This window comes from Microbacterium sp. F2 (assembly GCF_052274505.1).
GTDB lineage: Bacteria > Actinomycetota > Actinomycetes > Actinomycetales > Microbacteriaceae > Microbacterium.
The window spans coordinates 89,449-101,572 of sequence record NZ_JBNVBV010000001.1; the positions used below are offsets into that span (position 1 = coordinate 89,449).

Annotated in this window: 11 protein-coding genes; 4 read left to right on the forward strand and 7 right to left on the reverse strand. The window is 67.1% G+C overall.

The window, feature by feature from the left end:
• The first annotated feature begins 12 nt into the window (after positions 1–12).
• Positions 13–1,197, forward strand: a complete 1,185-nt coding sequence (locus tag ACQVDU_RS00450; RefSeq protein WP_300590627.1) for a sensor histidine kinase — start codon at positions 13–15, stop codon at positions 1,195–1,197.
• 70 nt (positions 1,198–1,267) lie between these two features.
• Entirely contained in the window at positions 1,268–3,664 is a 2,397-nt protein-coding gene (locus tag ACQVDU_RS00455; protein ID WP_443476010.1) for an acyltransferase family protein, read from the forward strand.
• Positions 3,665–3,676: 12 nt separating this feature from the next.
• Here ACQVDU_RS00455 and ACQVDU_RS00460 read toward each other — a convergent pair whose 3' ends face one another.
• The 4 genes from ACQVDU_RS00460 to ACQVDU_RS00475 all read right to left on the reverse strand — a co-directional run bounded on the left by ACQVDU_RS00460 (position 3,677) and on the right by ACQVDU_RS00475 (position 6,545).
• Complete coding sequence (locus tag ACQVDU_RS00460) at positions 3,677–4,528, reverse strand: alpha/beta fold hydrolase (protein WP_341579323.1); 852 nt, start codon at positions 4,526–4,528, stop codon at positions 3,677–3,679.
• Positions 4,529–4,568: 40 nt separating this feature from the next.
• Positions 4,569–4,913 (reverse strand): histone-like nucleoid-structuring protein Lsr2, encoded by a 345-nt coding sequence (locus ACQVDU_RS00465; RefSeq protein WP_292709046.1) that lies wholly within the window; start codon positions 4,911–4,913, stop codon positions 4,569–4,571.
• A gap of 88 nt (positions 4,914–5,001) precedes the next feature.
• Positions 5,002–5,529 (reverse strand): helix-turn-helix transcriptional regulator, encoded by a 528-nt coding sequence (locus ACQVDU_RS00470; RefSeq protein WP_331792189.1) that lies wholly within the window; start codon positions 5,527–5,529, stop codon positions 5,002–5,004.
• Between the two features lie 467 nt (positions 5,530–5,996).
• The gene (locus tag ACQVDU_RS00475; protein ID WP_331792165.1) at positions 5,997–6,545 is read right to left on the reverse strand and encodes a methylated-DNA--[protein]-cysteine S-methyltransferase; all 549 of its coding nucleotides are present in this window, start codon (positions 6,543–6,545) and stop codon (positions 5,997–5,999) included.
• 222 nt (positions 6,546–6,767) lie between these two features.
• Between ACQVDU_RS00475 and ACQVDU_RS00480 the strand changes: the two genes are divergently transcribed.
• Positions 6,768–10,448 carry an AAA family ATPase gene (locus tag ACQVDU_RS00480; RefSeq protein WP_443476380.1) on the forward strand — a complete coding sequence of 1,227 codons (3,681 nt, stop codon included), beginning with the start codon at positions 6,768–6,770 and terminating at the stop codon, positions 10,446–10,448.
• Complete coding sequence (locus ACQVDU_RS00485) at positions 10,435–10,635, forward strand: hypothetical protein (protein WP_443476011.1); 201 nt, start codon at positions 10,435–10,437, stop codon at positions 10,633–10,635. The genes ACQVDU_RS00480 and ACQVDU_RS00485 overlap by 14 nt, the downstream gene beginning before the upstream one ends.
• 7 nt (positions 10,636–10,642) lie before the next feature.
• Here the strand turns inward: ACQVDU_RS00485 and mscL are convergent, their stop codons facing one another.
• Genes mscL through ACQVDU_RS00500 form a run of 3 tightly spaced genes read right to left on the reverse strand, consistent with a single transcriptional unit; the run spans position 10,643 to position 12,044 of the window.
• Positions 10,643–11,068, reverse strand: coding sequence for a large conductance mechanosensitive channel protein MscL (gene mscL / locus ACQVDU_RS00490; RefSeq protein ID WP_292709039.1), 426 nt, complete (start codon positions 11,066–11,068; stop codon positions 10,643–10,645).
• 25 nt (positions 11,069–11,093) lie between these two features.
• Positions 11,094–11,423 carry an FmdB family zinc ribbon protein gene (locus tag ACQVDU_RS00495; RefSeq protein ID WP_292709037.1) on the reverse strand — a complete coding sequence of 110 codons (330 nt, stop codon included), beginning with the start codon at positions 11,421–11,423 and terminating at the stop codon, positions 11,094–11,096.
• A gap of 27 nt (positions 11,424–11,450) precedes the next feature.
• A complete protein-coding gene (locus ACQVDU_RS00500; protein WP_363498533.1) occupies positions 11,451–12,044 on the reverse strand; it encodes a 5-formyltetrahydrofolate cyclo-ligase in 594 nt (197 codons plus the stop codon).
• Positions 12,045–12,124 lie beyond the last annotated feature (80 nt).

Here is a 12,124-nt window from a genome sequence, read left to right on the forward strand (position 1 = left end):
GAGGAGCGACGGATGACAATCGTCGATGAGGCTGCCCGGATTGAGGCAATCAGCGGTTACGACGTCATCGCTTGCCCGCCCGCGTCGGAGCTTCAGGGGCTCGTACGTCTCGCGGCGATGTTGTGCGGAGTCTCGAAGGCCGTGATCAACATCATCGATGATCGCTTTCAGCATCAGGTCGCCGCCTTCGGCCTCGAACCGGCAGTCTGCGCCCGCGAGGACTCGATGTGCGCCGCCGTTCTCGCGGATCGAGCCCCCATCGTGGTTACTGATGCCCGGCGGGATCCTCGATTCCGAGCGCACCCGTTCGTCGTGGGCGAGATCGCGAGCGTGCGCTTCTACGCGTCGAGCCCGCTCGTGACACCTGACGGTGCGATCATCGGGACGCTCTGTGTCTTCGACGAGACCGTCCGCGACCTCGATCCCGAGGCCCAGCGCGCCCTCGAGATCCTCGCCGGGCAGGTCATCGAGGTCCTTGAACTCCGGCGCGCGACGCGAGAGCTCACTGCGTCCAACGAGATGCTCACCCAGTTCGCGGGGCAGATCAGCCACGATCTTCGCAATCCGCTGACCGCGTTGGTCGGATACCTGGAGCTGGCATCCGACAGCCCCGACATCGATTTGGCGCCGCAGGCCGCCCGATCTCTCGCGCACGCCGAGTCGGCGGCTGACCGGATGGCCGCCATGATCGCTGATTTGCTGGAGTACGCACGGCGCGGATCTGCTGCACCTCATCCTCAAGCGGTGAAGCTTGATGAGCTGACCGCAGACGTCATCGCTGATCTTCGTGTGCCGATCGCCGCGTCGTCGGCGACGATCGCCGTGGATGCCGACATCGAGGTCTGGGCTGATCGCACGCTGCTGGGAGTCGTGATGCAGAATGTGGTCGCGAACGCGGTGAAGTTCGCGGCAGCGGCCGGCTTTCAGCCGCACGTCGAGGTAACGGGAACACGAACGTCATCCGGTTCACTCATTGCCGTCGACGACAACGGGCCGGGAGTGCCTCGCGAGTTGCGCAGGCGTGTGTTCGATCTGATGGACCGCGGCAACGCGGAGGGGGTCGACGGCCTGGGACTCGGTCTTGCCACCTGCCGCGGCATCCTGCAGGCTCACGGCGGCCGCATCGCCATCGAGGACTCACCACTCGGCGGCGCTCGGGTGCGGATCACCTTGCCGAACCCACCAGACCTGCCCTGAAGTGGCGCCGCAACCTGGGTTGCGCGCAGAGGACTGGAACCGCTCCCATACAATTGTCGGCGGCCTCGCCATGACTCCCGATACTCCTTCCCGCACTGCGCCGCGCCGCGACATCCAGGGCCTGCGCGCGCTTGCCGTCCTGGCGGTGCTCGGCGCGCACGCAGTCGGGTGGCCCGCCGGGGGGTTCGTCGGGGTCGACATCTTCTTCGTGATCTCGGGCTTTCTCATCACCGGGATGCTGCTCTCCGAGATTCGCCGTTACGGCAGCGTCTCCGTGGGCGGCTTCTACGCGCGCCGTGCACGTCGCATCCTTCCCGCGGCGCTCGTGACCCTGGGTGCGGTCGTCGGCGCTGCGTTTGCGCTGTTCAACACCGTGCGGGCCGATCAGACCCTGTGGGATGCCATCAGCGCAGCGCTGTTCGTATCGAACTGGCGCTTCGCCGCCCAGGGCACCGACTATTTCCACGCCGCTGATGCCGTCTCACCCCTACAGAACTTCTGGTCGCTGTCGGTGGAAGAGCAGTTCTACCTCGCATGGCCGGGGCTGCTTGTCATCCTCGTGCTGCTCGTGCCCGTTGCGGCACGGCGAGGCGCTGCGGCACGAGTGGTTGTGGGAATCGCTGCGGGAGCGATTGTCGCGGCATCCTTCGCCTGGGCGCTCACGCAGACCGAGGCGCACCCCACCCTCGCCTACTTCTCGACGCTGACGCGGGCGTGGGAACTCGCGGCGGGGGCGCTGCTTGCTGCGGCGGTTCCGGTGCTTACCCGAATCCCGCGAGCTCTCGGAATCGTGATGGGATGGCTGGGGCTTGCCGGTGCGGTGACGGCAGTCCTGTTCATCGAACCCACCGCTGCCGGCTTCCCCGCGCCGTGGGCCGCGCTTCCGGTTGTCGCCACCTGCCTTGTGCTTGCCGGTGGCGTCGCGGGAGATCCACGGCAGAGGCACCTGTTTCCGCTCAGCAACTCCGTGAGCGTGTTCGTCGGTGACATGTCCTACTCGCTATACCTGTGGCACTTTCCCGTCATCGTTTTCGCCGCCGTGCTGCTCTCTGAGTCCGATCAGAGAATCTGGATCGTGCTCGGGGCCATCGCCGTGCTGAGCCTTGCCTCGTATTTCATCGTCGAGCAGCCCTTGCGATACGCGCCGTGGCTGGGGGCTCGGATGCCGGCCCCGTCGGATCGGGCGGCATCCGAGCGGGCCGCGCTGCAGCCGGCGGCGGCGAACGGCACGCCGGCGAGCGGTGGCGTGGCCTCGACTCGGCCGGCGGGATGGACACCGGGAACCCGGTACTTCCCTGACAGTCGGCGGCCGATGCCTGCGTCGGCGCTTTCAGTTCCTCCGAACACGCCTGCTGTCTCGGGCGGCCCTGCAGCAATCCCGCCGCAGCAGCTCGTGCGTGGTCCTGCCTCGCCCGCCGACGCCGAGTCGGTGAGCGCACCCGAGGCAGCGCTCGGTCGGCTGTGGCGTGAACGATTCGGGGCACAGATCTTCCTCGCTACGGCGGGTCTGCTCGCCGTCGCGCTGGGAACTGCGACGTGGGTGTACTCGACCTCCGGTGCTGGCCCGCTTATTCAGCCGCCGGCTTTTTCTGCTCCCGCGCCGCCCCAGCCGGCGGCTGACCCGACAGCACAGCTGCAGGCGGAGCTTGCCGCAGCAGTCGCGGCGACGTCATGGCCCGAGCTTCATCCCTCCCTCGACGAGGTCATGGCGCAGTCATCCGGCGCCAACCCGGCGCACGACTGCTTCTCGCCGACCGTGACGCCTGATCCGGCGGCGTGCACGTGGGGGAGCGCTGACGCGCCGACCCACCTCTACCTCGTTGGCGACTCCACGGCGGTGGCTTACGCCCCGGCACTCCGGTCGCTGGCTGACAACAGCGGCGGGACGATCTCCGCGACCACGGTGGGGCTGTACGGATGCCGCTTCACCGATGTCCTCGTGCAGAACGACGGCGACGGAATCATGGCGGCATGCTCCGAACGCAAGGACGTCGTTCGGCAGCTGATCGCGGCTGATCAGCCCTCCCTCGTTATCGTGTCGAACGCCTTCACCCTCGGACGCTCGACAGACGGAACGGATCTGTCGGCGCAGGATCTCGTCGCGGCTGCGCAGTCCGAGGCTGCCACCTACGGGATGCCGGGCCGTGTCGTTTACCTGGCGCCGCCGCCGCAGGGAGTGAATCTCGGTGCCTGCTATTCGCCGGTGTCGTCGCCGTCGGCGTGTGCGTCCGCGGTTGACGACACCTGGATCGCGATGTGGGACGCGACGGTTGCTGCAGCGGCGGCATCCGGTGACCACGCCGTCGACGCGCTGCCGTTCAGCTGCTGGGAAGGGATCTGCCCTGCGTTCGCTGGGACGCTGCCGACCAAGTACGACCAGACGCACCTGACGGTTCCGTATGCGGAGCACATCGCGCCCTACCTGGCGTGGGTGCTTCAGAGCCAGGGCCTTATCGCCGCAGGATGATCGTCTCGGAAATCATCCGAAGTGCTGATCGAGGGCCGTCATCACGGCATCCGGATAGGCGAGGCCGACGAAATGTCCGGCCTCGGGAAAGCTCACGAGCGTTGCCGAGGGCACCGCTGCCGCCATCCGGGATGCCCAGCTGGGTCGGATGAGCTGGTCTGCATCACCTTGGATCAGCGTGACCGGCACCGTGACATCGGCCAGCGCGAAGCCCCACGGCGCACCGAAGACCCGATATTCGTCGACCGCGCCGTCGATCTGCCCCACTGCCTCGAGCATGCAGGCGGTGTACCACTCGGAGCGGGCGCGAATGATCGCCGCATCGGCAGGCCCCAGCGACTTCTCTGAGAGGCGTTCGACCTGCTCGGGTCTGCGGCGCAGCATCCGCCGCATCACATGGAAGTAGCTGCGGGCTGTCGCGGGGAGGCGCCGCGACAGGGTGATGAGCCGCCGGTCCATGCGGCCCAGCTCGCGGAGAGTGTCGGCGTCGTCGAGCGGCAGCGCGCCAGCGATCACGACGACGCCCCGGATCCTGTCGGGCTGCGCCACAGCAGCCGCTAACGCGTACTGCCCGCCGGCTGACCAGCCCAGCGCGACGGCATCGGCCGCGCCGACGTCGTCGAGAACGGCGCCGACATCCTCTTGTCCCCACGACAGAATCGACCGCTGCGGGTCGCGATCGCTCATTCCGACCCCGGGACGGTCGGGTGAGACGATCCGGATGCCGCGATCGCGGGCGATGTCGTCGTAGGCTGACGAATCCCACCCGCTCACCAGGCCGCCGTGGGCGCTGATAACGGTTCGCGATGAGCTCGTGTCGCCGAATACGCGATAGCCAATCGCACGGCCGCCGACGGTGACCACGCGCGATGAGGACGCAGCGGGTTGAGGCTCCATCGCCGGTTCAGTTGGCGGCGTTATAGGCCTCGAGAACGGATGCCGGAACTCGTCCGCGCTCCGAGACGGAGTACCCGTTCTCCTTGGCCCACGCGCGCACGGCGCTGTAGTCCTGCTGGCCCGAACGCCGGCGCTTGCGTCCCGCCGCCGATGCGCTGTGCGACGCCGAGATTCGGCGTCCGGCCGAGACATACGGCGCCAGCGAATCCCGCAACGCTGCGGCATTCGCGTCGGTGAGATCGATCTCGTATGCGACGCCGTCGAGGGAGAACGTCAATGTTTCTCCTTCGCCGATCTCCAGAACGGTTCCGTCGAGATCATCGACGAGTTGATGAACGATTTTGCGTGCCATATGTCGAGTGTATTGCGAATGCATCCCTGAGCCGGGAGATAAAGTCCATCGCGGGGTGAATTCCGTTCTCTCGCGACCGGACCCCGAATTACGGCAGAATTCCCGCGCGTCGTGCCTTTGTCACAGCTGCATGGCGGGTGGAGACATCCAGTTTCGACATCGCCGACTGAAGATAGGACTTGACCGTTCCTTCTCGGAGTCCGAGGGATGCCGCCACTTCCGCATTCGTCGCGCCCAGGGCGACGCTCGCAAGGACATCGACCTCTCGAGGAGAAAGGCGCACGTCCAGAGTGGTGGCTGAACCGTCACCGCTCAATGCGGCAAGTCGGCGCTCGATGGCCTGGAGTCGACGTTTCACCGATTCATCCGAAATCGAGGCGGCAATACTCCGTATTTCGGCGTAGCTCTCTCGCAACTCTTCGCGCGCGGCACTACCGATATCCGTGGATGCAGGTGTCGCAAAGCTCGATAGACGGCGATCGATTTCGCTTCTCACCCGCAGTTCGGTGGCGAGAGAGTCGGCAACAGAGAATGCTGCGCGCGCCACGACCTCGCCCACGGCGGATTCTGCCCACGAGCCGCAATAAAGAACTCCGCGCGCCTGACCATCGACCATCACGGGAACCGCGAACAGCGTAGAGATTCCCTCGCCGAGAACCGCACGATCATAGTCGTGAGTAATACCCCGTGCGGTGCGATAGTCGATCGCGAGCCGCGCGCGCTTTTCGACGAGCGACCGGCCGCCGAGGCCCCGTTCGGGCTGGACGACGAGTCCGGCAAGCGATCGAGTTCGCGTCCCGGCCGTCGCGGTGACCGGCAGGAGTCCGTCGGTTGTTAGCCCGCCGAAGGCGACAGGGAACTTCGTGACGCGGGGAAGACTGTCGACTGCGCGCGCGAGTAACTTCTGCTCCGTCTCGGATGAGAATCGCAGGGCCACATCGACCGCCTCGTGTCGGGACGACCGCGTCGGTCCAGGACGTCACTGTCGCCGAATTCAGTAGCGATGAGGCTACCACCGGTGTTTCGTCGGTGCGCAGTGCGGGATCCCCGGTCGAACCCGGGGATCCCGCCGGTCGCGCCGGCCTACACGGCGCGGCCGGCTTGTTCTCGCTCGAGCACGTGGGATTCGAGGTCGAGGAGGAACCGCTTTGTTTCGGGGTGGCCGCCGTACTCTCCGATCGACCCGTCGGCGCGGATGACGCGGTGAACCGGAACGACGATCGAGAACGGTGTCGTCGCGCATGCCGTGCCGACCGCCCGCGCAGCCCGCGCGTGCCCAGCCATGACAGCGACCTCGCCGTAGCCGGCAGTCTCGCCGAATGGGATTCGCGCCACAGCCTCGAGCGCATCGCGCGTGAAGCCGCGCACGAGTGCCCAGTCGAGTGGCACCTCGAACGCCGTCCGATCGCCAGCGAAGTACTCGTCGAGTTGCGCGGCAAGCTGCAGCGCGGCATCCGTGGTTCCGGGGCTCGGCTCGGCCCGAAGCGCCACCGTCAGGGCCGCGAGCTCATCCCCCGGATTGTCGTAGACGGGGTGGCACGAGATGACTGCGTCGGGCGTGCTGACGATCAGCACGTCTCCGAGGGGAGTGGGGTGCAAGAGGTATCTCGAGGAGACGGCTACGGGAGGCATGTCTCCATCCTGTCCATTGACGCTGGTTCGGATGCCGCCGGGGGTGGCGCGCGGTGGACAGTAGTGCCACATCGGCTCCGGGGGAGGAAGCCCTGACGGATTCGGCGTGTCGCGCAATACCGCAACACTCGTGGTGCGTTACCGGGACGCATCGAGACCGCAACCTAGTCTGACCGTGTGGTGCGAGCAGAAGGTGGCGTCATCCTTGGCGCCGATGGTGCGATGCGTGCGGTGTCTGTGGATCCCGCAGACCTGACCCTCGCTGACACCGACGCGACGATCGTTCACATCGCCGAGGAGGAGCGCGAGAGGTTGCGCGCCCAGGCGGCGGATCTCGGTGGTCGCTCGGCGCTCTTGCATTTCTCCGATACTCCGGATGCCGGAATCGAGATCACCAAGGCGCATCCGGGGAGCCTTCCGCAGTTCATCACGGGACGATCGACGCTGCTGTCGGGCCTGTTCCGCGACGAAGTCGCCCTCGGCACGGCTCGTCGGGCTGCGGAGCGGATCACAACGAAGAACGTCGAGCTGCGGACTGCCCGGGGGATCGATGCCGTGCGCCTGGCTGTCGGGATCGCATCGTGGCGTCTCGGGGGACTTGACTGCATAGCTCCCGTGTTGCTGCGTCCGTTGGCCATCCGCCGGCACCACACCGACTTCGAACTGAAGCTGCACGGCAGCTTCCAGGTCAATCCCGAACTCCTGCGCGCGATGCGGATGCACTTCGGCATCGAACTCGACGGTGACGCCCTGTCGGGTCTTGCCTACGATCAGGGCGTCTTCAAGCCGCAGCCGGTGATCGATCACCTGCGTGCGCTCATGGCGCAGATTCCGTCGTTCATGGTCAAGCCGCGCCTCGTCGTCTCGACGTTTGTGGACGTCGGGTCCGCGATGGTACGCGACTCGGCTCAGTTGGATCATCCGGTCCTGAATGCCCTCGCAGGTCACCCCGCCGATCGGGAGGCAGTGACGCTGCGGCGTCCGGTTCCGGTGATGCCCGGGCCCGACGAGCGCGTGCCTTCTGCTGACACACTGCTGCTGGATGCCGACGCCGAGCAGGAAGCCGTGCTGGCGCGGGTTGCTGCCGGTCAATCTCTGGTCGTTCACACGTTGCCGGGTACCGGCGGAACCCAGACCGTCATCAACGCGGTGGGAGCGCTTGTGCGGGAGGGGCGGCGGGTGCTCGTCGTCAGTGCGCGACGCTCGACACTCGACGGGGTCCGACACCGCCTCGCGGGCGTTGGGCTTCCGGGCCTTGCCGTCTCACCGAGCGAACTGCAGCGCGATCTCGTCCGCGCGATCGGCCGCAATGAGAAGGCCGTTGCCCCCAAGGTTTCCGAGATCGATGACGCCCTCGTGCGCCTTCGCACGGTGCTGCGCGACTACCGGTCGTCGCTGGCCGATCGCCACGACGCCCTCGGAACGTCCGTGCTCGACATCCTGCGGGAACTGTCGGCACTCGCCCAGCGCGAGCAACCCCCGACGACGACCGCACGCCTGGACATTGAGACGCTTGTGCGGCTCGCGAATGGTCGAGAGGATGCCGCCGCCAAGCTTGCGTCGGCGGCGCGTCTCGGCGAGTTCCGGATCGGCCCATCGGATTCGCCCTGGTACGGCGTGAGCTTTGCCACGACCGAGCAGGCGCGCTCGGCGCATGCTCTGGCGGGCAAGCTGCACCGCATGGACCTTCCGCACCTGCTCGAGCGCGGGTACGTGCTGCTCGGGCAGACGCACATGCGTCCTTTCGAGAGCGTCGGCGAGCTGGGGGAGTACCTGCGGCTTTTGCAGGGCATCCGTGATTCCCTGGATCGCTTCAGCCCGACGGTGTTCGAGCGCCCCATCGGTGACCTGATTCAGGCTCACGCCCCGCGCCGTGACACCTCGACGCTCAGCGGCGCCGATCGCCGCCGGCTTAGGCGCCTCTCCCGCGAGTACGTGCGGCCGGGCGTGCACGTCGGCGACATGTACGAGGCGCTTCTTCGCATCCAGAAGCAGCGGCAGCAGTGGCAGCGCTACGTCGAGGCGAACGTCGTTCCCGACATCCCGCTCGGACTTGCTGATGTCGCAGTTGCCTGGCAGCGCGTGGATGCCGAACTCAGCGAACTGGATGCCGTTCTCGGGCGTTCGGGTTCGCAGGCGCTGGCATCGCTGCCGGTGAAGACACTCGTTCGCACGCTCGCAGGGCTGGCAGCCGAGTCGGAGGTGTTCGAGAACCTCATGGAACGCGCGAGCCTGCGCAGCGAACTGGCATCCCTGGGCCTTGAGCCGCTGCTCCTCGATCTTTCGGTGCGGCACGTGCCCGAACAGCAGGTCGCGGGTGAGCTCGAATATGCGTGGTGGCAGTCGGCGCTCGAGCACCTGTTGCGCAGCGACCGGGCGCTTCTCGGTGCCAATACGGCAGTCGTCGACCGCCTGGAGCGAGACTTCCGGCTGGTCGACGAAGCGCATGCCGCGGCATCCGGGCAGCTTCTTGCCGCGCAGCTGGCAACGCAGTGGCGGGTCGGAATCGTCGATGAGCCCCACGAGGCGGCAGCGCTGAAGCAGGCGCTGCGCGAGGGACGAACCTCACCGCGAACCGTCGTGTCGACAGCGCCCACACTCATGCGCTCGCTCGCGCCGGTGTGGCTGGCCTCGCCCTACGACGTGCCCGCGATCCCTGACGACCTCGTCTTCGACGTCGTCATCATCTCGGATGCCGCATCCCTGAGCCTTGCCGAGGCTGCCCCCGCGATCCGTCGCGGCCGACAGATCGTGGCGCTCGGTGATCCGGTGACCCAGAAGCCGACGGCGTTCCGTGTCGCCGCCGGCTCGCCGACCGACGACGACGAGCCGGAGCAGCCGTTCGACGACGCGAGCGTGTTCGAGCGACTTGCTGAGATCCTGCCGGTCGAGACGCTCACGCGCAGCTATCGCGCGGGCGGTGAGGACCTCGCGGAGCTCGTCAACGGCGCCTTCTACGGCGGTGAGATCGTCTCCCTGCCCTGGGCGGGATCGTACCTCGGGCGGGGGAGCCTCTCGGTCGACTATGTCGAGGGCGGAATCGGTGTGCCCGACCCCGAGTCCGGTGCCGTCGAGAGCCCGGATGCCGAGGTTCAGCGCGTTGTGACCCTCGTCGTCGAGCACGCCGTCAACCGCGGCTCCGAGTCACTCATGGTCATCACGGCCAGCGCGAAGCACGCTGCCCGCATCCGTGCTGCCGTTGACCGCGCCTTCGCGGGTCGGTCTGATGTCGCCGACTTCGTCGCCCGTGACTCCGCCGAGCCGTTCTCGGTGCTCACGCTCGAAGAGTCGGTGGCCGAGAGCCGCGACCGCGTCATCTTCTCGCTCGGGTACGGGCTCACCCGACACGGGCGCGTCCTCAGCGACTTCGGTGATCTTTCGACCTCCGACGGTGAGCGGCTGCTGACCGTGGGGATGACGCGCGCTCGCCGCTCGATGGTGATCGTTTCCTGCATCCGTCCCGGTGCCGTTGATGACGGCCGGCTGGCGCACGGGGCGGCATCCCTCATGTCGATCCTCGGCGACGTTGAGCGTCGCGCTCGAGTCTCGCGGCACGAGGATGACGGCGACCCTTTGATGCTCTCGCTCGCGAAGGAGCTGCGCCGCCTGGGGGTTGCAGTCGAGGTGAACTACCGAGGCCTGCTTCCGCTGGTCGCGCACCACCAGGGCAAGGCCGTCGTCGCTGAAAGCGATCCCGAGACCATCGGCGGATCGCTGCGCGAGTCGCTGCGGCTGCGGCCCCAGATTCTGCGGCGCCTCGGCTGGCACTACGTGCGCGTGCACTCGTTCGATCTATACAGCGACCCCGGCGGCGTCGCACAGCGCATCGCCGGCATCCTCGGCGTAACCGTCGAATCGCCCGTTGCCGAGGGTGACACGCAGCCGATCGATGTCGTCGCCTGACGAGCGTCAGCGCGTCGAGCGCGTTCCCGGATCACGTCGCGCACGTCTGACTCCGGCCCCGGGCACGGATGTCGCCCCCGAAACCCCGGATGCCGACGCCGACGCCGACGCCGACGCGCCCTCGACCTCGTCTGACACCGGCCCGAACGACGACCGCCTACGAGCCGACGTCCCTCCGCACTACTGACGCTGCGTCAGGGTTTCGGCGGCGCCGCGTCGTTCTGCTTCTGGAGCAGATCGCGGATCTGGATGAGGATCTCGGCTTCGCTCGGCATCGGCTCGGGCTCGGGCGGCAGCTGCTCGCGAGCAGCGGCGCGCTCCTTGAGCTTGTTCATCGGCATGACGAAGACGAAGTAGACGACCACGGCTACCGCGAGGAAGTTGATGACCGCGCCGATGATCGAACCCCAGGCGAAGGTGGTGGTTCCACCCATGAGCGTCGGCACATCCCAGGTGAGTCCGTTGAGGCTTTCCGCCTGAAACACGTAGGCGATCATGGGATTGATCAGACCGGAGACGATCGCGTTGACGATGCCGGTGAAGGCAGCGCCGATGACGACGGCTACCGCGAGGTCGATGACGTTACCGCGGAGGATGAACTCCCGGAATCCCTTGATCATGGTGGTCCCTTCGTTGTGTCGAGCGTCAGCTGGAGGTGGTCGCGGTGCTCGTCGAGGCGCTCGACCCTGACGACGAACCTGAACTCGACGATGAGCTCGAGCTGTCCGACTTCGATCCCGAGTCCTTCGAGCCGGATTCCTTCGATCCCGAGCCGCCGGAGTCCTTGCCGCCACTACCCGCCCGTGAGTCGGTGCGGTAGAAGCCGGATCCGTTGAAGGTCACGCCGATCGATCCGTACTCCTTGCGAAGTGATCCGCCGCACTCCGGGCACTCGGTGAGGGAGGCATCCGTAAAGGACTGCACGGCTTCGAATCGGTGGCCGCATTGGCGGCAGGCGTAGGCATAGGTGGGCATCGGTGGTCTTTCGGTGGGTGCGAGGGTTCAGCGGTGAGGATGCAGGTCGACGATACGGGTCGGCGTGACCACGCCGGTGACCGGTTGGTCGTGGACGTCCCGCGGAACAGCGGGCACGAGTTCGTCGTCGAAAATGACGGCGTAGACGGGCGGGCAGCGCTCCATCGAGCCGATCGTCTTATCGAAATAGCCGCGACCCCAGCCGAGCCGCATGCCGGTGGTGTCCACGGCGGCGGCGGGGATGATCATGAGGTCGACGTCGTTCACAGCGATCGGGCCGAGGAGCTCGCCGGTGGGCTCGGGCATCCCGAACAGCCCCTCGACCTCGCTGCCGTCGCGCTCGGCGACCGTCCAGTCGAGGAGCCCGTCGGCGCGGGTGATAGGGAGCAGGACGCGCAAGCCGCGGTCGATGGCGGCATTCACGAACTCTCGCGTGCCCGGCTCGGTTGTCGTCGACAGGAAGCACGAGAGGGATGTTGCGCCCGAGCGCTCCACGAGGGTATCGAGCTGGGAGCGGATGCCTTCGGCGGCGGCTTCCCGGGCGGTTTCGGAGTGCGTCTGCCGACGCTCTCGAAGGTCCGCGCGCATCGCACGCTTGGCATCGGCGATCGCATCAGACATGCGTAGATTCTAGGCTGCTTGCGTGCGCAGACAGGCTCCGGCCCCCCGATGTCAAGGGGTGACGGCGCGTCGCGTATCCG

What these genes read in the sequence shown, in the direction of transcription:
- ACQVDU_RS00450 (WP_300590627.1), top strand. Translation starts at nt 13, where the DNA reads ATGACAATCGTCGATGAGGCTGCCCGGATTGAGGCAATCAGCGGTTAC.
- ACQVDU_RS00455 (WP_443476010.1), top strand. Translation starts at nt 1,268, where the DNA reads ATGACTCCCGATACTCCTTCCCGCACTGCGCCGCGCCGCGACATCCAG.
- ACQVDU_RS00465 (WP_292709046.1), bottom strand. Translation starts at nt 4,913, where the DNA reads ATGGCACGCAAAATCGTTCATCAACTCGTCGATGATCTCGACGGAACC.
- ACQVDU_RS00470 (WP_331792189.1), bottom strand. Translation starts at nt 5,529, where the DNA reads ATGGTCGATGGTCAGGCGCGCGGAGTTCTTTATTGCGGCTCGTGGGCA.
- ACQVDU_RS00475 (WP_331792165.1), bottom strand. Translation starts at nt 6,545, where the DNA reads ATGCCTCCCGTAGCCGTCTCCTCGAGATACCTCTTGCACCCCACTCCC.
- ACQVDU_RS00480 (WP_443476380.1), top strand. Translation starts at nt 6,768, where the DNA reads ATGCGTGCGGTGTCTGTGGATCCCGCAGACCTGACCCTCGCTGACACC.
- ACQVDU_RS00485 (WP_443476011.1), top strand. Translation starts at nt 10,435, where the DNA reads ATGTCGTCGCCTGACGAGCGTCAGCGCGTCGAGCGCGTTCCCGGATCA.
- mscL (WP_292709039.1), bottom strand. Translation starts at nt 11,068, where the DNA reads ATGATCAAGGGATTCCGGGAGTTCATCCTCCGCGGTAACGTCATCGAC.
- ACQVDU_RS00495 (WP_292709037.1), bottom strand. Translation starts at nt 11,423, where the DNA reads ATGCCCACCTATGCCTACGCCTGCCGCCAATGCGGCCACCGATTCGAA.
- ACQVDU_RS00500 (WP_363498533.1), bottom strand. Translation starts at nt 12,044, where the DNA reads ATGTCTGATGCGATCGCCGATGCCAAGCGTGCGATGCGCGCGGACCTT.